Source organism: Aegicerativicinus sediminis, assembly GCF_015476115.1.
GTDB lineage: Bacteria > Bacteroidota > Bacteroidia > Flavobacteriales > Flavobacteriaceae > Aegicerativicinus > Aegicerativicinus sediminis.
In genome coordinates, this window is sequence record NZ_CP064295.1 from 3736405 (window position 1) to 3757382 (window position 20978).

Annotated in this window: 18 protein-coding genes; 14 read left to right on the top strand and 4 right to left on the bottom strand. The window is 35.8% G+C overall.

The window, feature by feature from the left end:
• Positions 1 to 168: 168 nt before the first annotated feature.
• The gene (locus tag ISU00_RS16020; protein ID WP_228851683.1) at positions 169 to 522 is read right to left on the bottom strand and encodes a 4Fe-4S dicluster domain-containing protein; all 354 of its coding nucleotides are present in this window, start codon (positions 520 to 522) and stop codon (positions 169 to 171) included.
• Positions 523 to 631: 109 nt separating this feature from the next.
• Here ISU00_RS16020 and ISU00_RS16025 point away from each other — a divergent pair, with 109 nt between their 5' ends.
• The 11 genes from ISU00_RS16025 to ISU00_RS16075 all read left to right on the top strand — a co-directional run bounded on the left by ISU00_RS16025 (position 632) and on the right by ISU00_RS16075 (position 14933).
• Entirely contained in the window at positions 632 to 1687 is a 1056-nt protein-coding gene (locus ISU00_RS16025; protein WP_228851684.1) for an acyl-CoA reductase, read from the top strand.
• A gap of 66 nt (positions 1688 to 1753) precedes the next feature.
• Positions 1754 to 2815 carry a 3-phosphoserine/phosphohydroxythreonine transaminase gene (serC, locus tag ISU00_RS16030; protein WP_228851685.1) on the top strand — a complete coding sequence of 354 codons (1062 nt, stop codon included), beginning with the start codon at positions 1754 to 1756 and terminating at the stop codon, positions 2813 to 2815.
• A gap of 48 nt (positions 2816 to 2863) precedes the next feature.
• Entirely contained in the window at positions 2864 to 3814 is a 951-nt protein-coding gene (locus tag ISU00_RS16035) for a D-2-hydroxyacid dehydrogenase (protein ID WP_228851686.1), read from the top strand.
• Between the two features lie 170 nt (positions 3815 to 3984).
• The gene (locus tag ISU00_RS16040) at positions 3985 to 4425 is read left to right on the top strand and encodes a DUF6146 family protein (protein ID WP_228851687.1); all 441 of its coding nucleotides are present in this window, start codon (positions 3985 to 3987) and stop codon (positions 4423 to 4425) included.
• A gap of 25 nt (positions 4426 to 4450) precedes the next feature.
• The gene (locus ISU00_RS16045) at positions 4451 to 4942 is read left to right on the top strand and encodes a DUF6787 family protein (protein ID WP_228851688.1); all 492 of its coding nucleotides are present in this window, start codon (positions 4451 to 4453) and stop codon (positions 4940 to 4942) included.
• Positions 4939 to 5274, top strand: a complete 336-nt coding sequence (locus tag ISU00_RS16050; RefSeq protein WP_228851689.1) for a hypothetical protein — start codon at positions 4939 to 4941, stop codon at positions 5272 to 5274. The genes ISU00_RS16045 and ISU00_RS16050 overlap by 4 nt, the downstream gene beginning before the upstream one ends.
• A 42-nt stretch (positions 5275 to 5316) precedes the next feature.
• A complete protein-coding gene (locus tag ISU00_RS16055) occupies positions 5317 to 7530 on the top strand; it encodes a TonB-dependent receptor (RefSeq protein WP_228851690.1) in 2214 nt (737 codons plus the stop codon).
• 293 nt (positions 7531 to 7823) lie between these two features.
• Positions 7824 to 9785, top strand: a complete 1962-nt coding sequence (locus ISU00_RS16060; RefSeq protein ID WP_228851691.1) for a protein-disulfide reductase DsbD family protein — start codon at positions 7824 to 7826, stop codon at positions 9783 to 9785.
• Positions 9736 to 11286, top strand: a complete 1551-nt coding sequence (locus tag ISU00_RS16065; RefSeq protein ID WP_228851692.1) for an aminotransferase class V-fold PLP-dependent enzyme — start codon at positions 9736 to 9738, stop codon at positions 11284 to 11286. Before ISU00_RS16060 ends, ISU00_RS16065 begins: the two co-directional genes overlap by 50 nt.
• Positions 11287 to 11322: 36 nt before the next feature.
• Complete coding sequence (gene hutH / locus ISU00_RS16070) at positions 11323 to 12891, top strand: histidine ammonia-lyase (RefSeq protein WP_228851693.1); 1569 nt, start codon at positions 11323 to 11325, stop codon at positions 12889 to 12891.
• Between the two features lie 17 nt (positions 12892 to 12908).
• Positions 12909 to 14933, top strand: coding sequence for a urocanate hydratase (locus ISU00_RS16075; RefSeq protein ID WP_228851694.1), 2025 nt, complete (start codon positions 12909 to 12911; stop codon positions 14931 to 14933).
• Between the two features lie 44 nt (positions 14934 to 14977).
• Here the strand turns inward: ISU00_RS16075 and ISU00_RS16080 are convergent, their stop codons facing one another.
• Together ISU00_RS16080 and folE are read right to left on the bottom strand one after the other, a co-directional pair.
• Entirely contained in the window at positions 14978 to 15262 is a 285-nt protein-coding gene (locus tag ISU00_RS16080) for a hypothetical protein (protein ID WP_228851695.1), read from the bottom strand.
• A 47-nt stretch (positions 15263 to 15309) separates the two neighbouring features.
• Complete coding sequence (folE, locus tag ISU00_RS16085; RefSeq protein WP_228851696.1) at positions 15310 to 15891, bottom strand: GTP cyclohydrolase I FolE; 582 nt, start codon at positions 15889 to 15891, stop codon at positions 15310 to 15312.
• 97 nt (positions 15892 to 15988) lie between these two features.
• Here folE and ISU00_RS16090 point away from each other — a divergent pair, with 97 nt between their 5' ends.
• The 3 genes from ISU00_RS16090 to ISU00_RS16100 are packed head-to-tail and all read left to right on the top strand — an operon-like array spanning position 15989 to position 18960.
• Complete coding sequence (locus tag ISU00_RS16090; RefSeq protein ID WP_228851697.1) at positions 15989 to 16654, top strand: ABC transporter ATP-binding protein; 666 nt, start codon at positions 15989 to 15991, stop codon at positions 16652 to 16654.
• 25 nt (positions 16655 to 16679) lie between these two features.
• Positions 16680 to 17444, top strand: coding sequence for a TIGR02757 family protein (locus ISU00_RS16095; RefSeq protein ID WP_228853751.1), 765 nt, complete (start codon positions 16680 to 16682; stop codon positions 17442 to 17444).
• Between the two features lie 34 nt (positions 17445 to 17478).
• Positions 17479 to 18960 (top strand): S10 family peptidase, encoded by a 1482-nt coding sequence (locus ISU00_RS16100; RefSeq protein WP_228851698.1) that lies wholly within the window; start codon positions 17479 to 17481, stop codon positions 18958 to 18960.
• A gap of 48 nt (positions 18961 to 19008) precedes the next feature.
• Here the strand turns inward: ISU00_RS16100 and ISU00_RS16105 are convergent, their stop codons facing one another.
• Positions 19009 to 20913: a M61 family metallopeptidase gene (locus ISU00_RS16105; protein WP_228851699.1), complete on the bottom strand. Its 1905-nt coding sequence runs from the start codon at positions 20911 to 20913 to the stop codon at positions 19009 to 19011.
• Positions 20914 to 20978: the final 65 nt, after the last annotated feature.

The window sequence follows — 20978 nt, forward strand, 5'->3', positions numbered from 1 at the left end:
AACAGATAATAAAATAAAGTTTTTTCTTACATTTTTGTAGTGAAAATACTACATTTACTCGATAAACAGCACTATATGAAATACTTAATGTAACTCATTTCTTACATAGAAGATAAAAAAAGGGTTGGCAACGAGCCAACCCTACATTTTGTGATCTAAAAAAATCTATTATTCTTCCGGATGCATAAAACGTTGCTTTCCTAATAACTCCTCCTCTGTTTCTACATGGTCTTCATCAGGAACACAACAATCAACTGGGCATACTGCAGCACATTGAGGTTCTTCGTGGAAACCTTTACACTCAGTACACTTATCTGGTACTATGTAATAAATTTCATCACTTACCGGCTCCTGGGCTTCATCGGCATCTACCTCTTTTCCATTTGGAAGCACAACACTTCCAGTTAAACTAGTACCATCTTTATAGCGCCAATCATCGGCGCCTTCATAAATTGCTGTATTGGGGCATTCTGGTTCACAAGCCCCACAGTTAATACATTCGTCAGTTATTATAATTGCCATAGCTTTTTATTTAAATGAATTTAAGTTAGAGATCCTCTAATTGACTACCATACATTTTCTAACTTTGCGTCCAAAATTAAAACCTTAAGTGCGCATAACCAAACTCGAAATGCAATTAAACCAAAGAATTGAGGCTTTTACAAAACTAGGTGCCCTTTTATACCAATACGTTAATATCAAAAAGGAGAAAAAAACCTTTCAAGATGAAGCTCTCTTATCCTTAGATGACATTTGCCTCAAAGCAAACCAACAGAATAGCTGGTTTACGGAAGACAACATTCTACATTCCTTGGAAGGTTGGGCTGAACAATTAACCTCAGAACAACTTCATAAATGGTTAGAACCATATAACCTAAAAAAAAGCTGTTGCAAAACTGTTGCAATTATTATGGCGGGGAATATACCACTCGTCGGATTTCACGATTTTCTGTCAGTGCTTGTCAGCGGCCACAAAGTGCTCATAAAATTATCATCCAACGATGACGTATTATTAAAGGGTATCGTTAAGCTCCTTATTCAAATTGAACCAGAGTATTCGCCCTTAATATCCTTCACAGATAAACAACTTTCAGATTTTGATGCCGTGATTGCCACGGGTAGTAATAATACCTCTAGATACTTTGAATATTATTTCGGCAAAAACCCAAATATTATTAGAAAGAATAGAAATTCCATTGCCATACTTTCCGGCGAGGAATCGGAGGAAGACCTTTCTTTATTATGTAATGACGTTATGCGTTATTATGGATTGGGTTGCCGCAATGTCTCCAAACTATTTGTTCCTGAAAATTACAACTTCGACAAATTTTTTAATGCTCTTTACAACTGGAAGGATATAATTAATGAAAATAGGTATGCCAATAATTATGACTACAATAAAGCGGTATACCTAATGAGCGAATTTCAACTTTTGGATAATGGATTTGTCATCCTAAAAGAGGATCCAAATTACGCCTCACCTATTTCAGTAATTTTTTACGAATACTACAATAGTTTAGACGATTTAAAAAATCGGATTGCTTCTGAAAAGGACTTAATACAGTGCATTGTTTCCAAAGGAATATTTGAAGATGAAGTTTCTTTTGGAACAACCCAAAAACCGCAATTATGGAATTATGCGGATAATGTCGATACCATTGAATTTTTATTAAGTATTTGTGAATAAATTATCGATTTATTACTGTGATTTCTTGTAGTTTTTACCAACTTTGCATCTCTCAAATTCAAACTGATGAAACGACATAATTTTAGTGCAGGACCTTGCATTTTACCGCAAGAAGTAATGCAAAAAGCCTCTGAGGCAATTTTAGATTTCGATAATGGATTATCTATTATTGAAATTTCCCACAGAAGCAAGCCTTTTGTAGATGTAATGGAGAAAGCCCGTGCATTGGCATTGGAGCTTTTGGGCTTAGAAGGAAAGGGTTACAAAGCCTTATTTTTGCAAGGTGGGGCAAGCACCCAATTCTTAATGGTTGCTTTAAACCTTCTTGAAAAAAGAGCTGCATATCTGAATACTGGAACCTGGGCCGACAAAGCCGTTAAAGAAGCCCGAATTTTTGATGATATTATTGAAGTAGCCTCCTCAAAGGATGCAAATTACAATTACATTCCTAAGGGGTATGATATTCCAGAGGATTATGATTATTTCCACTGCACTTCTAACAACACCATTTTTGGCACGCAGATAAAGAAATTTCCAGACTCGCCCATACCTATGGTTTCCGATATGAGTAGTGATATCTTTTCGCGCCAATTAGATTTTACCAAATTCGATTTAATTTATGCTGGAGCACAGAAAAATATGGGTCCTGCTGGTACAACATTGGTGGTTGTAAATGAAGATATCCTTGGAAAGGTTTCTCGTAAAATTCCATCCATGATGGATTATAAATTGCACATCAGCAAGAGTAGCATGTTTAATACACCGCCTGTTTTTGCAGTTTATGTTTCTATGTTAACTCTGGAATGGTTAAAAAACCTTGGTGGAATCTCTGAAATAGAAAAAATTAATGAGAGAAAAGCCCAATTAATTTACTCTGAAATTGACCTTAACCCGTTATTTAAAGGCTTTGCCGTTAAAGAAGACCGATCTTCAATGAACGCCACCTTTAACCTAGTAAATGAAGATTTAAAGGAAACCTTCGACACTATGCTTAAAGAAGCTGGAATTAACGGTCTTAATGGTCACCGAAGTGTAGGTGGTTACAGGGCCTCTATGTATAATGCATTGCCTTTAAATAGTGTTGCAACCCTTGTTGAAGTGATGAGCGAACTAGAACGCAAGGCTTAATTATTAATAGTAAATGTCTTAACGAGACATTAAACATAAAATCGACAAATGAAAGTATTAGCAAACGACGGAATTTCTAAAAAAGGAGTAGAAGCATTAGAAGCCGCCGGTTTTGAAGTTTTAACTACGAAGGTTGCACAAGAGCAGCTAATAGATTATATAAACAAACATGAAATCGATGTTCTTTTGGTTCGGAGTGCCACAACTGCAAGAAAAGAATTGATTGATGCCTGCAAGAGTTTAAAAATTATTGGTCGCGGCGGAGTCGGTATGGATAATATTGACGTAGCCTATGCCCGAGAAAAGGGATTGAAAGTTATAAACACCCCGGCTGCCTCATCTCAATCTGTAGCAGAATTAGTATTTGCCCATTTATATGGTGGTGTCCGCTTCTTACATGATTCTAACCGCAATATGCCTTTAGAAGGTGAAACCAAGTTTGGTTCACTGAAAAAAAGTTATGCCAAGGGTGTTGAACTAAGAGGTAAAACTTTAGGAGTTATCGGTTTCGGCCGTATAGGACAAGAGACCGCAAAGATTGCTTTAGGAGCAGGCATGGAAGTTATTTACCATGACCCTTTTATAGAGGCTTCTAACATTTCATTAGAATTCTTTGATGGCAGATCCATTGATTTCAGTTTTGACTCAGTCTCTAAAGAAGAGGTTTTGAAAAATGCTGATTTTGTAACCGTTCATGTGCCAGCCCAAAAAGAATATGTAATTGGTAAAAAAGAACTAGATTCTATGAAAAATGGTGCTGCGATAGTGAATGCTGCGCGTGGTGGGGTTATTGATGAAGTCGCATTGATTGAAGCCTTAGATAGTGGAAAATTAAGCTTTGCGGCTCTAGATACTTTTGAGAATGAACCTACACCAGCCATTAAAGTGTTAATGAATGGAAAGATTTCTTTAACCCCTCATATAGGTGCTGCTACCAATGAGGCTCAAGATCGAATAGGAACAGAATTGGCATCGCAAATAATTGAAATTTTAAAGTAAGTAAAAACTACTGTTAAAATAAAATTAACCCAAGGAATTACCCTTGGGTTTTTTTGTACCTTTTTGCTAAAATAAGTATCGTGTTGCCATACTTTAAAATAAGCTTATATACTTCATAATTTTGAGGTTAAGCATATACAAACAGATAGTTTAGCTTATTAAAGAATGCTATGAAAATTTTAAAATATCTTTTGACTATTGCAGTAATTGGAACGCTTCTCTTTACTTGTAAAACCAATAAATCTACTACCGATTCAAATCGATCTGTAAATATTAAAGAAGGGGACACTGTAAGAATAGCCAATGACTCCATAGAATATGAAATAATAATCATCGAACCTGGTTTTAATACTTGGTTAATTTCCAGGGCACGACCAGAAGGCTATTACTCTCAACAATTTCTTGAAAACAGGAATCTTATTTACGTCCAAGAATGGAATTATCGGGTAATGCAACCCCAACTTTATAATCCCAATCTTTATGAGATGCAAATTGATTATAGGCCAGGTATAGATTATGGTTATGAAGTTAATTATAAGCTATACAATTATTTCATTTATTTTCAACTTACCTACAAACAAAGGTTGGCGGGTTTCGTTCCAAGAATTTAAATTATCTTTGCACCGATTTTTGAAGATGGAATCATTTAAGAAACATTGGCAAATAGATAAAAACTGGCAATTAATAATCCCTTTTATGGGGTTAGCTGGCCTTGGCTATCTTGCTATAAAATTTAGCATGCTCCTTTATGGTTCTTCATTGATTGGTATATCAATTTCATCAATTTTAATTTTTTTACTTCTCTTAAAAATTTGCCTTTTTTCAATTAATAAATTAGAAGGTAAATGGATTGTAAAACAACGATGGGAATTAATTAGAATCTTTATTGTATTCGCAATAACGGGTTCCTCCTCTGTTTTGGTAACTCGACCATTAATAAAGGAAATGGGAATTACATTAGATAATCTTCATGCCTTTATTTATTGGGTATTATTTATTCTAATAAGCCTTGTAGCATATCAATTGTTGTTGTTGTTTTTCGGTTGGATATTTGGGCAGTTCGAGTTCTTCTGGAATTTCGAGAAAAAGATTTTAAAACGCTTCGGCATTAACCTAGACACATTATGAAGAAAGAACTTATATATTCTTCCTTTTATAAAATTGTCGGGTTGGCAATTGCATTATCATTCTTTGCCCCAGATACCGCTAAGTTTATTCATATTTTCTCCCATGAAAATCATATGGTGTGTGAAGGAGGGAACACCGTTCATTTCCACGCCATTGATATCGATTGTGATTTTTACAAATTCAAGGTTCACAATCAATTTATTTTTAAGCCAGAAACTTTTGAACCTCTTGTTCATCAGTTTTATGCCCCCTACTTTAACAACTACAAATCTTCATTTTATAAAGTAACTCTTAAACTCAAAAGTTTAAGAGCTCCCCCGGTTTTTGCTTAGAATTTACAGAACTAAGTTTTTAATAAAAACCAAATCATATAAATGAAAAATTTATTATTACTGTCACTCCTATTAGTGACACATTCTATTGTTTCACAAAACAACATTACCGGCACAATAAAAGACACTGAAGGTAACCCAGTGATTTTTGCCAACATATACCTTCCACAACTAGAAAAGGGTACTTTTACTGATGACTCCGGGACATTCGAACTTAAAAGTTTACCCACAGGTACCTATAAAATTGTAGTTTCACTTTTGGGTTTTGATACTTATTCAGATGATATCAGAATTCCTTTAAATTCCCCCCTTTTGGTAACACTGAAATCTTCGGCTATTGAAATGGACGAAGTGGTTATTTCCACACCTTTCCACAAATTACAGCGTGACAATGTAATGAAGGTTGAACAACAATCTTTAGCAGAAATAAAGGAACAGGGTGCAATGACATTAGGAGAAGGTATTGCTAATATCAGTGGAGTAAATACCATATCCACAGGTGTAGGCATCTCAAAACCTGTGATTCGAGGACTCAGTTCCAATCGAGTTCTTGTTTATACACAAGGCATTCGCATGGAAAACCAACAATTTGGAGACGAGCATGGATTAGGAATAAATGAAGCTGGGATCAGCAGCGTGGAAGTCATAAAAGGCCCCGCCTCACTCCTATACGGCAGCGATGCCCTAGGAGGAGTATTATACCTTAACCCAGAGCGATTTGCTTCAGAAGATTCGTTGGATGTTAGTATTAGCTCTAAATATTTTGGCAACACCCAAGGTTTTGCAAATAGTTTAGGCGCAAAAACCTCTTCTGAAAATTTTAAATTTTTAATTAGGGGGAGCTTAGCCAATCACTCAGATTATAAATCTCCGGAATATAGGGTAACCAATAGTCGATTTAATGAAAAAGATGTAAAGGCTGGTTTCGGTTATCAAAAAGGAAAATTTAGATCGGAGGTGCGCTATAACTATAATTTTGCCGAACTTGGAATGCCTGAAGAAATAGGTGAACAAACGACTGAAAAACTTCCGGAAATGCCTTTCCAAGAAGTGGCAAGTCATATTTTAAGTAACAAATCTCAATTTTATTTTGGGGATTCTAACCTAGAGGTAACTTGGGGATATATACAAAATAGCAGAAAGGAATTTGAGGAGCATCATGAAGAGGAAGGAGAGGAACATGAAGGAGAGGAAGAAGATCATGGCCATGAGGGTGCAGCACTAAACATGCGCCTCAGGACCTTTAGTTATGATGCAAAATACCATCTTCCTGAACTAGGTAAATTTGAAACAATTTTTGGAATTCAAGGAATGTTCCAAAGCAATGCAAATTTTGGAGAAGAAACCCTAATCCCTGATGCCAATACAACCGACTTTGGTGTTTTAGGAACCTCACATATACATTTTGAAACTGTCGATTTACAGATAGGTCTTCGTTATGACCACCGAAATATTGATATAGAAAATGATTTTAGTAGAGACTTCAACAGTTTTAATGCAGCTGCAGGCCTAAAAACAAACATTTTCAAGAATGTTGTAACACGTTTAAATTTTTCATCAGGATTTAGGGCGCCAAATTTGGCAGAATTAACTTCTGAAGGTTCGCATGAAGGTACTAACCGTTACGAAATAGGAAACCCCGATTTAACTAACGAACGTAATTTCCAAATAGATTTGGCCATAGAATATGGGAATGATCACTTTGAAATTTTTGCCAATGGATTTACAAATTTTGTAAACGACTATATTTATTTGACACCAACAGGAAATTTTGTGGATGCTGATCCGGAATATCTATATGTTCAAGAGAATGCAAAACTATATGGAGGTGAGTTGGGTATTCACATTCACCCCCACCCACTCGACTGGTTACATTACGAAGCTAGTTTTGAATCAGTTACTGGCAAACAAGACAATCGTGATTATTTACCGCTAATTCCGGCCAATTCTTTGAACAATATGTTTAGGGTAGAATTTCCTAAAGGTTTTGTTAGTGGTGGACAAGCTTTCGTGAAACTTTCTTCCATTTTCAGCCAAAACAATGTTCATCCAGAAGAGACTTCCACACCAGGTTATAGCTTGTGGAGTACAGGTCTTTCAGGTACTATAAGGCTATTTAATAAGCCTCTTGGATTAAATTTTACTGTAACCAATTTGGGTGATAAAAAATACATCAATCACTTATCTAGGTTGAAACCAGATGGCATTTTTAATATAGGCAGAAACATAAGTTTTGGACTTAATTATGAAATTTGAAAATTTTTTCAAAAAAAACTAAGGGTATTTTAAAAATTCACCGTCTAAGGTATAGAATTAATTGAGTTAGTTTTTTCAATTGAATTGAGAGGATTGAAGGGTTGGAATGTTCCAGCCCTTTTTTTTTGAAATTTTTCGACTGAATCGATTAAAGACAATTTCTTAAAAATTCTTTAAAATCCATATTTAACTAAGGGTTATTATCGGATTTAACGTCTATGATTCTAAAGGATGTAATTTTTCACCCAATTGAAAAAATCATAATTCGACTAACAACTAAATATTCAGTACTAATGATTAAACTTCTCAAAATTTTCATTTTACTTTTTTCAACCGTTGCCTTTTCCCAAATTTTGGAACCAGTATCATGGTCAACAGATATTAAAGAAATTGGTGACAAAGAATACCAATTACTTATTAAGGCTGATATTGATGAAGGATGGCACCTTTATTCCCAAAATGTCCCTGATGGAGGGCCTATCCCAACAACTTTTACCTTCGAAACAAATGAAAATTTTGAATTAGTTGGAGAAACTGTTGAAGAGGTAGGTCATACAGTTAATGATCCTGTATTCAATTTGAAAATTACATTCTTCGAAAACTCTACCACATTCACCCAAAATATTCGGTTTGTTAACGAACCAACTAATATAAAGGGTGAAGTTGAATTTATGGTGTGTGATGACCAAAGATGTCTTCCTCCTACCTATGTAGAATTAAATTTCAATTTATTAGGTGATAATTCAACCGTAGAGACAGAAAAGAAGGAAACCACACCTGTTAAAGTTGAAAAGGAAGAAACAGTCTCAGAGGTTAGGGCCGAAAACCAACAATCCAACAAAGGCCTTTTAACAATATTTATAATAGCTTTTTTGTCAGGGTTCGCAGCATTGTTAACTCCGTGCGTATTCCCTATGATACCATTAACTGTAAGCTTTTTTACTAAGCAAAGTAAGTCTAAGGCCGCTGGTATTAAGAATGCAATAATTTATGGAATTTCCATCATTGCAATCTATGTGTTGTTGGGATCCGTAGTAACGGCAATATTTGGAGCTGATTCCTTGAACAGGTTGTCCACTAACGTTACTTTCAATATTATTTTCTTTTTATTGTTAGTGGTTTTTGCGATTTCTTTTTTAGGTGCTTTTGAAATCACTTTACCACATTCCTGGGCCAACAAAATTGATTCTCAATCTAACCGAAGTGGCTTAATCGGAATCGTATTCATGGCCTTGGCTTTGGCAATTGTATCATTTTCATGTACCGGTCCTATAGTTGGCACCTTATTGGTTGAAGCTGCTTCAAAAGGTGGAATTGCCCCAATTGTTGGCATGCTCGGATTTTCATTGGCAATTGCCTTACCATTTGCCTTATTTGCTGCATTTCCTGGATGGTTAAATTCACTTCCTAAATCTGGTGGCTGGTTAAATACAGTTAAGGTTGTTTTAGGGTTCTTGGAATTGGCTTTAGCATTTAAATTTTTATCAAATGCAGACCTTGTATTGCAATTACATTGGTTAGAGCGTGAAGTGTTTTTAGCAATTTGGATTGCGATTTTTGGAGCTTTAGGTTTCTATTTACTTGGCAAAATACAATTGCCCCATGATAGTCCGATTCCGCATATTTCAGTAGGAAGGTTAAGTTTGGCATTGCTTGTTTTAGCATTTGTAATTTATTTAATTCCTGGTCTTTGGGGTGCACCATTAAAACTAATCAGTGGTTTTCCTCCACCATTAAATTATAGCGAATCTCCAAAAGGAGTTGGAGGGTCTAGTGTTTCTAATGTCACAGACCATAATTCTTTCCCGGATGGAGCACACGAAGGTCCACATGGTATACCATCCTTTACAGATTATGAAAAAGGTATGGCCTATGCTAAATCTATAAATAAACCTGTGCTAATTGATTTTACTGGTTTTGCCTGTGTGAACTGCAGAAAAATGGAAGACAATGTCTGGTCAGATCCAGCTATTTTAGAAACTCTAACCAACGATTTGGTATTGATTTCTCTGTATGTGGATGACAAAAGGCAATTAGAGGATGCCGAAAATCAAATTTCCAAACTCTCTGGTAAGCCTTTTAGAAATATTGGGCAAAAGTGGAGTGAATTTCAGCAACTTAAATATAATGCGAATGCTCAGCCATTCTATGTATTGATTGATACTCAAGAAAATTTATTAACAGAACCATCAGCTTATAATCCCGATGTTGAAGACTATCACAACTGGCTTAAGAAAGGCCTCAACGCTTTTTAATTCAAATAACCCCGAAACCAACACTCAAGTTAAGAAAAGTCAACTTGAGGAATATTTTGAGAGTTTCAGGTCTAAAATAATAGGTGTTAATGACAGTATAGATACTCCTTTTGGAACAAAACCTTTGGTTTATGCTGATTGGACGGCAAGTGGCAGAAATTTTTCCTTAATCGAGGAAAAATTTTTCCATGATGTCTATCCATTAGTTGCCAATACCCATACTGAAACATCTTATACTGGTGCCGTAATGACCAATGGCTATAATAAAGCCAGAAAAATTATTAAGCAACATGTAAATGCTAACGATGAAGATGTTTTAATTACGGTTGGAACAGGAATGACGGGTGCGGTAAATAAACTTCAACGTATCTTGGGATTGCGACTTCCAGAGCATTTTAAATCACAACTTACAATACCTGAGGAAGAAAGGCCTATTATTTTTGTTTCACACATGGAGCATCACTCCAATCAAACAACTTGGTGCGAAACTATTGCCAAAGTTATAGTGGTACCGCCAGATGAAAATGGTCTTATTTCCTACGATAATTTTAAAGATCTTTTAAAGCAATATCAAGATCATCCTTTCAAAATTGTTTCGATAACTGCCTGTAGTAATGTAACAGGAATAAAAACAAATTATCACAAAATTGCAAGCATTGCCCACATCTATAATGCTTTTTGTTTTGTCGATTTTGCCTGTTCTGCTCCTTATGTGGAAATTAATATGCATCCAGAAAATGAAATGGAGCAACTCGATGGAATATTCTTTTCACCACATAAGTTTTTAGGTGGGCCTGGATCTAGCGGGGTTCTTATTTTCAATAAGAAATTTTATAAAAATAGAATTCCTGATAATCCGGGTGGAGGAACGGTTTTATACACGAATCCTTGGGGAGAACATGATTATATCGAGGATATTGAAACCCGTGAGGATGGTGGAACTCCTGGATTTTTGCAGACCATAAGAACTGCCATGGCAATAAAATTAAAAGAGGCCATGGGTGTCAGGAATATTTTAAATAGAGAAAAGGAAATCAATGAGATTATTTTTGAAAATTTAAAATCTATTCCGAATCTAAAACTACTGGCCGGGGAACATGAAAATCGCCTTGGTATTTTTTCATTTTACATAGAAGATGTTCATTACAACCTTATTGTAAAATTACTTAACGATCGATTTGGTATACAAACTAGAGGCGGATGCAGCTGTGCCGGTACATATGGCCATTATTTGTTGAATGTAGATAGGAATACTTCAAAAGAAATTGAACAAAAAATCCTTTCCGGTTGTTTGAAAGATCGTCCAGGCTGGATAAGAATGTCCATACATCCAACCATGAGAAATTCTGAAGTGACTTATATTTGTAATTCTATACGGGAGGTGGCAGAAAATGCAGCAATTTGGGGTAAGAATTACGAATATGATTCTTCAAAGAACGATTTTGAATTTAGAAATTATACTCCCAAATATGGACAAATTGAGAATTGGTTTAAATTCTAGTTATTAATAACAGGCACACAATTTTAGAAGCATTAAATGGATATATTTTATTACGCTAAAGATTACTTAACTGCTAGCAAAGCACTGGCTATTGCTAATGGGACAATTAAAGGAAGAATCCATGAAACTACCCAAGAGGGTATTTTAAAAAGTAAATCCATAGTTAAAGAGATTGCTGACGGTGATGAAGCTGTTTATGGAATAAACACAGGTTTCGGTCCTTTATGTACAACCCGAATTTCTAAATCTGAAACTGTAAAACTCCAAACCAATATTTTAAAGAGCCATAGCGTAGGTGTTGGAAATTTTCTAGATGACACCTTATCTCTTTTAATGATGGTATTAAAGGTACAAGCCCTTGCGCAAGGGTTTTCAGGAATTAAAGAAGATACTTTGGAACGTATTATTTGGCACATAGACAATCAAGTTGTGCCAATGGTACCAGAGCAAGGTTCTGTAGGAGCAAGTGGTGATTTAGCCCCACTTTCCCATTTATTTCTCCCGTTAATCGGATTTGGTCAAGTTAGGTTTAGAGGTGAAATTTTTGAGGCGTCTGAAATACTCGAAAAATTTAATTTGAGTCCAATTACTCTTGGACCAAAAGAAGGGCTGGCACTAATTAACGGAACACAATTTATTGCTGCCCATGCTGTGGTGGCCGTTGATCGTTTACATAACTGTTTAGATAGAGCAGATATGATAGGAGCAATGATGGTAGATGCCCTAAGAGGTTCTAACAAACCTTTTTACTCACAATTACACGAATTGCGTCCATTTAAGGGTAATAAACATGTAGCTGCAAGAATTTATAACTTTTTGAAGGGATCGGAGATTCTCAATTCCCATGAAGATTGTGACCGCGTTCAAGATCCCTATTCCTTAAGATGTATGCCTCAAGTTCATGGAGCTTCGAGAAATGCATGGTTGCATTTAAAGGAATTACTAGAAGTAGAATTGAATTCTGTGACGGATAATCCAATAATTTTCAATAAGGACCTAACTATAAGTGGTGGAAATTTCCACGGCCAACCACTAGCAATGGTTTTAGACTATGCTGCATTAGCTGCTTCAGAAATAGGAAACATTGCTGACAGAAGGATTTACCTCGCCATTGAAGGACGTTACAAAGAAGTACCAAAACTGTTACTAAAGGACACAGGTATCAATTCTGGATACATGATTCTTCAGTACACTTCAGCTGCATTGGCTAGTGAGAATAAATCTCTTTGTCATCCTGCAAGTGCCGATAGTATACCAACCTCACTTGGTCAAGAAGATCACGTAAGCATGGGTTCTATTTCAGGCAGAAAGGCACTTCAAATTATTGGTAATGTTGAAAAAATTCAATCTATTGAATTGTTAACAGCCGCGCAAGCTTTCGAATTTAGAGATCAATTAAGGTCTAGTGAATTTTTAGAGGAACTTTACGAAGCCATAAGAAATGAAATTTCATTTGCCGACGAAGACCGTGTTTTTGCAGAAGACATATTTAAAGCCGGGGAATTAATTTCAACTGGTACTTTAGAAAAAGTGTATAAAAATTGTTTGCAATCTGGAAAATTAGAGGAGGTAGAAATTCATAAGGAAGAATTTCAAACCTATTAATAAGAAATTATCACATTATGCAAGTTAATGAAGTACATAAGCAGATAAATATAACCAAGGAGTTAACCCAAGGTATTCCAAATAATTTACCTCCAAAAAAAACTCGAAGCAATAAGGTGTCTCATGCACCTATTCGAAAAGATATACTTTCCACAGAGGAAAAAAAATTGGCGGTTCGCAATGCATTAAGATACTTTAAGCCTGAATGGCATAAGGAATTGGCCACAGAATTCTACCAAGAATTAAAGGATTATGGCAGAATTTATATGTATCGCTTTATGCCAGACTATGAAATGTTTGCAAGGCCAATAGATTCATATCCTGCTAAGTGTGCACAGGCAGCTGGTATCATGTTGATGATTCAAAATAATTTAGATCCTGCCGTTGCTCAACACCCAGAAGAACTGATTACTTACGGAGGTAATGGTGCGGTTTTTCAAAATTGGGCTCAATATTTATTGACGATGAAATATTTGTCTGAAATGACAGATGAGCAGACCCTCCATATGTATTCAGGACATCCTATGGGATTATTTCCATCATCAAAAAATGCACCTCGTGTTGTTGTCACAAACGGCATGATGATTCCTAATTATTCAAAACAAGATGATTGGGAGCGATATAACGCCTTAGGAGTTACCCAATATGGACAAATGACAGCGGGCAGCTATATGTATATTGGTCCACAAGGTATCGTTCATGGTACTACAATAACGGTTATGAATGCTTTTAGAAAATGTCTTCCAAAAGGAGAAACTCCTGCCGGAAAAATTTTCTTAACCGCTGGATTAGGTGGTATGAGTGGTGCGCAACCAAAAGCAGGAAACATTTCAGGCTGTATTACAATTTGTGCCGAAGTTAATCCTGAAGCAGCTCATAAACGTCACTCACAAGGTTGGGTTGATGAAATTTTGGGAGATTTGGATGAATTAGTAAATCGTACAAAAACGGCTATAACAAATTCAGAGATTGTAAGTATTGCTTATATCGGCAATGTGGTAGATGTTTGGGAACGATTCTATGATGAAAATGTTTATATCCATTTAGGATCAGACCAAACTTCTTTGCACAATCCATGGTCAGGTGGATATTATCCAGCCGGAATTTCTTTTGAGGAAGGCAATGAATTAATAAAATCTGATCCTGAACAATTCAAGAAAAAAGTACAGGAAAGTCTTGTAAGACATGCTAATGCGATTAACAAACATGCAGCCCGTGGAACGTATTTCTTCGATTATGGAAATGCCTTCTTGTTGGAAGCCTCAAGAGCCGGTGCTGATGTAATGGCAGAGAATGGTATCGATTTTAAATACCCTTCTTATGTTCAAGATATTTTAGGGCCAATGTGTTTCGATTATGGGTTTGGACCATTCAGATGGGTTTGCTGTTCGGGAACTACAGAAGATCTACAAACCTCAGATAGGATCGCGGCAGAAGTTTTAAAATCAATAAAATTAAATGCACCTGAAGAAATTCAGCAACAATTACAGGATAACATAATTTGGATTGAGGAAGCAGAGCAAAATAAATTAGTAGTTGGTAGCCAAGCTAGAATTTTATATGCCGATGCAGAAGGTCGTGAGAAAATTGCCCTGGCATTTAACGAAGCGATAAAATCTGGTAAAATTTCAGGTCCGATAATTCTTGGTAGAGACCATCATGACGTAAGTGGTACCGATTCTCCTTACAGAGAAACAAGTAATATTTACGATGGAAGTAAATTTACTGCTGACATGGCCATACATAACGTTATTGGTGATGGTTTTAGGGGAGCTACTTGGGTTTCCATCCACAATGGTGGTGGTGTAGGCTGGGGCGAAGTCATTAACGGAGGATTTGGTATGCTATTAGACGGAAGTGAAAATGCAAGAACCAATATTTCGAATATGCTGTTCTATGATGTTACAAATGGAATTGCCCGAAGAAATTGGGCACGTAATGATGAGGCAATGTTTGCAATTAAGCGAGAAATGATGCGCAGACCAAATCTTCAGGTAACAATACCCGAATTAGTCGACGATAATATCTTAGAACATATGTAATAAAAAAGGCTGCCGTTGGCAGCCTTTCGCTTTCTATAAACTAGTTACGATTTTACTTCTATAGTCTGAACCTTTTTCTGAGGACTAAATACATAAGTGTATAACCACATAATAGTAAAGGACGGAATGAAATCCATTCCAGGTAATATCTCCTCAATAAATGAGAGTATACCACCTATTCTACCTTTACGACCAGCATACATTTTTGTCATTAAATATGCAGAAGCTGGGGCCCAAATTATATCGATAAACGTAACCATACCGATGGCATCGAAAAGTACACCAAGGGCTAGTTTTTGATTTTTACTTAAGTTTTGAAAATTTATCATTGGTAATGGTATTAATTGCCTTATTTATTGCAATTAGTATACCAATTTTAAGAGAGCCTAAAACCAATTAGCTTTAAGAATTCGTTTCGAGTTTCATTGTGTTGAAATTGCCCTCTAAAGCCAGAGGTTGTAGTAACAGAATTTTGTTTTTGCACTCCTCGCATCATCATGCACATATGGGCTGCCTCAATAACAACTGCAGCCCCTTGAGGATTTAAGGTATTATTGATACAATCAAGTATTTGCTCGGTTAAACGCTCCTGCACTTGTAATCTTCTAGCAAATACATCCACCACTCTCGGTATTTTGCTTAGGCCAACAATTTTACCATCTGGTATGTATGCAATATGGGCTTTTCCATAAAAGGGCAACATATGATGTTCACATAAAGAATAGATTTCAATATCCTTTACTATGACCATTTCATTATAAGATTCGTTGAACATGGCGCTCCGGAGTATTGCTTCTGCATCCTGCTCATACCCTTGGGTAAGAAATTGCATGGCTTTAGCCGCCCTTTCAGGAGTCTTTAGTAGACCTTCGCGAGTAACGTTCTCTCCCACCTCCCCAATGATTTCTTTATAAAAGGAACTTATTTTTTCATTGGCCTGCATGCTGTATTCTTCCATAGCACTAAGAATCGTTTAATATTTCTTAAAAATAAACCTTTTTAAGCGCTATCTCATTTTTAAAATATTATTTTCGAACATCCTTGAGGAAATTTATATGATTACTGCCACGAATATCCATAAGTATTACGACGATTTACATGTTTTAAAAGGGGTTGACCTAACCATTAATAAAGGTGAAGTGGTTTCTATAGTGGGTGCATCAGGAGCTGGAAAAACGACCCTGCTTCAAATTCTTGGAACTTTGGATAAAGCTTCCAATCTAAAAGAGAGCGAATTAATAATAAATGAAACCAAAATAAATTCATTAAACGACAGATCTTTGGCCAAATTTAGAAATGAACATTTAGGGTTTATTTTTCAGTTTCATCAATTACTTCCAGAATTTACGGCATTAGAAAATGTTTGCATTCCAGCATTCATTAAAAATACTGAGAAAAAAATTGCAGAAAATCGAGCCAAAGAGTTACTCGATTTCTTGGGTTTAACCAATAGATATGACCATAAACCAAATGAATTATCTGGAGGTGAGCAACAAAGAGTTGCAGTTGCTCGTGCACTAATTAATAATCCCGACTTAATCTTTGCTGATGAGCCTTCTGGAAATCTAGACAGCGAATCTGCTGACAACCTACATCATTTATTTTTCAAATTGAGGGATGAATTTGGGCAAACCTTTGTTATTGTAACCCATAACAGGGAATTAGCTGATATGGCAGACCGAAAATTAACCATGGTGGATGGAAAGATTGTTGACCAATAAAAAACAGATTAAGAAAAATACTGATTTGTCATTCTTGGAACTAAAGGAATTCCTAGATTCTAAGGTTCTGCTCTACAACACCATTGATTTCCTAGAAACTGATCCCATTCAAATTCCACATCAATTTCAGCTAAAAGAGGATATAGAGATTGCCGGCTTTCTAACAGCAACCATAGCTTGGGGTAACCGAAAAAGTATTATTAAAAATGCAGATAGAATGATGCAACTTATGGGTTATGCTCCCTACGAATTTGTTTTAAATCATTCTGAAAAGGACCTAAAAAGGCTAGAAGGTTTTGTGCACCGCACCTTTAATGGAAAGGATTTTCAAAATTTTATTATTAATTTAAAACGCCTATACCTACTTAATGGTGGGCTAGAAAGGGTTTTCCAAATTTCTGAAACCAATAAAAACTTACAATTTAGTATACATCATTTTAAAAAAGTGTTTTTTGAAGGAAATGAAAAATCACGTTCAACCAAACATATAAGTGATCCACTTAAAAATTCAGCGGCCAAGAGAATAAATATGTTTTTAAGGTGGATGGTACGGTCAGACCAAATGGGAGTTGATTTTGGAATTTGGAACAGTATTAGCCCAAGTGAATTGTCCTGTCCCTTAGATGTGCATTCAGGAAATGTTGCTAGGAAATTAGGACTATTAAAACGTAAACAAAATGATGCAAAAGCATTGGCCGAGTTAGATTCGATGCTAAGACAACTGGACCCAAAAGATCCTGTTAAGTATGATTTTGCTCTTTTTGGACTAGGGGTATTCGAAAAATTTTAATTACTTAAATAATATCATTTTAAATTCAATAAATATGCGAATATCATTACTACTACTGCTCGCTTCTATTTCTTTAGGTTTTAGTCAAAAAGTATCAATTCCCATAGATACGATGGTGGTTACAACCCATAATACCACTGTTAAGGGTGTATCCTTTTCTTATACTGCAGAAACCGGTACACAACCTGTTTGGGATAGTGAGGGAAATCCTATTGCCACTTTATATTACACCTATTATACACGTAATAATGTAAAGGACAAAGCAAGTCGGCCAATCATTTATTCATTCAATGGCGGGCCTGGCTCAGCATCGGTTTGGATGCACATTGCCTATACTGGTCCAGAAATTTTAAATATCGACGATGAAGGATACCCAGTTCAACCTTATGGAACAAAGTCTAACCCCTACTCAATTATAGATGTTGCCGACATAGTTTTTATAAATCCGGTTAATACAGGTTATTCTAGAATGGTTCCAGACAAGGAAGGAAATATGCCAGATAAAGAGCTGTTTTTTGGAATTAACGAAGATGTTAAATATTTGGCCGAATGGATGAACACTTTTACCACACGACACAACCGCTGGGAATCGCCAAAATACATTATTGGTGAAAGTTATGGTGGTACCCGTGTGATGGGCTTATCATTAGAATTGCAACAAAGCCAGTGGATGTATTTGAATGGCGTTATCATGGTTTCACCAGCAGATTATAAAATATTACGTGCTGGAGGTCCCGTTTCATCTGCTTTAAACCTGCCATATTATACCGCCTCTGCATGGTACCATAAACAATTACCATCGACCTTACAGCAAAAAGACCTTTTAGAAGTATTACCAGAATCCGAGGATTTCACAATAAATCAATTAATTCCGGCTTTGGCAAAGGGGGGTGCAATTTCCGATGCGGAACGTAACGAGATAGCTAATAAAATGAGTTATTTTTCAGGTCTTGATAAAAAAGTAATTCTTCAACACAACCTAGATGTTCCAACGAGTTTCTTTTGGAAGGAGCTGCTAAGAGAAAAAGGACAGACTATTGGTCGACTTGATTCTAGATATTTAGGATACGATAGAATGGACGCGGGCATGCGACCAGATTATAATGCAGAAATAACATCGTGGTTGCATTCATTTACGCCTGCAATAAACTATTACATCCGCGAGCATTTAAACTTTAAAACAGATGTTAAATACAATATGTTTGGTCCCGTACGTCCATGGAATAACGACAATGACAATGTCCGTGAAGGTATTGGCCAAGCCATGGCTCAAAACCCATATATGAAAATCTTAGTTCAATCTGGTTATTATGATGGTGCAACAACCTATTTCAATGCTAAATACACAATGTGGCAGATTGATCCTAGCGGCAAATTTAAAGACCGTATGGACTTTAAAGGTTACCGAAGTGGCCATATGATGTATCTGCGAAATGAAGATTTAGAAAAATCAAATGAAGATCTCAGACAATTTATAAAAGGTTCACTTGCCAACGGAAAATCAGCAAAATATTAAGATTAGAAATTAAAAAACCCTGGTTAATCCAGGGTTTGTTTTTTATATCTAATTTCCAATTTCGTTAACCGGTTCACTCAGGTTAAGCCAAGCATTCCTGGCAATTATCTGCTCATACGTCGGATTCGGAATTTCAACAATTGTATCCTGGAACGTATAAGTCGTTGGTAATACTGTTTGAATTGTTTTAACCTGGTCGTTATGTTTAAACTCAAAAGTAACATTATCCCCACTTTGCCATTTGTACAAAGCGCCTAAAATTTCCCGGGCATTTTCATCGTTAACTTTTATTCCATCAACAGAAATCAACACATCGTTAGGTTGTATATTCTGATCTCTCCAAAAACTATTCTCATTTACGCTATTGGCAAATAACAATTCGCCAGTCTGTTTGTCTGATTTAAAAATAAAACTAGAACTAGACCTAATGTAACTTGTTGGAACTTCTTTCTTTTGAATAATTAAACCAACTTTATTAAGAAACTTTGAATAATCTATCGGTTCATTTCCTATTACATATTTGTCGAAAAACTTGGAAACACTTGGGTAAGTGATTTGGCCAATTTCAGCAATCAAATTATCATCTACGAAGGGTTTATCGGTACCATAATCTTTGGATAAGTCTTTAACCAAATCCAATAAACTTCTATCCCCACTGCTTTCTTCCCTCATTAAAATATCGAGACACATGCCAATTAATGCACCCTTTTGGTATACGTTATAAAAGTTTGATGCATATGGTTCCTCAAGGATGTTTTCACTCATTGTAGTGAAACTCATAGTATCATCCATTTTTTTAGAGACCGCTATCTGCTTCAAAAGAGTTTTATAATAGGCGTCTGAAGTTACCAAGCTTTCATAAACCTGAAAATGTTGGGCAAAGTATTCAGTAACTCCTTCATATAACCATAAATGCTTTGAAAATGTAGGGTTATTGTAATCGAAATAATGAACATCTTCAGAATGCAAGGCCAATGGCGTGACTATATGAAAAAACTCATGCGAGACTACATCAATCATCGAATGTTCTAACTCCTCCTTAGATGAATTCTCCCTCAAAACCACAACAGTAGATTTATGATGCTCTAAGGCACCATACCCACGTGGACTCTTTGCATCCCCAGGAGATAAATAAAGAAAAATATCGTAGCGAGGTGTACTATTTAAATCTCCTAAATAATTCTTTTGGGCCTTCATCATTTTGTACATAGCTTCTTTTAAATCTGAAGCTGAATGTTTGCCATTTGGAGAATAAACACTTAAAACAATTTTAATATTGCCAACCAAAAACTCCTCTACACTTAAGTTCCCATACATCATTGGGTTATCCGTAATATCAAAATACCTGTTCGCAAAGTAACTTGACGTTACCAACTTACCATCATCACTAATTTTCTTAGACATTTCCTCTAAGGCAGAAGTTCTTGTAAAATCGCTAGGAGCAGTTACGGTTAAAGCATATTGGTTGTTTTTCAAGGAATCGAAATATCCAACAAATCCATGAAGGTTTAGCACAAAATTTTCCTCCTCAATGTTAGTGCCTGCTGGTGAAAAAGGAACCGACATTTCCGATTCTAAGTCAAAAGTATCATTAACCCAATAAGTAAGCCTATCTAGTTTCCTAGAATTTACAATCATCCAGCTATTATCATCTATTTTGGTTACCGGAAGATCCATACCAGCATAATCAAGGGCTTTGAAATTCTCTAAAAATCGACCAAAATCACTATTCTCATATGTGCCTTGTACTACTTTAGGGAGCCTATATATAACAGTATCTTTTGTAAATCTACCTGGATTAACTTCTACCGGAACCTTATCTTTTTTAGTATTTGCTATATTGATATCCACAACAATGATGGAACTATCGGCGAGATCTTCGGTGACTATCTGTGTGTTCTTACAACCAAAAATTAAAGTTGTCAGGCACAGATACACAAAAAATTGTTTCATGAAAGTATGTTCAAAAGGGTTGCAAAAATAGAAAAAAGATGGGTTAATTTAGCATAACTTACTGT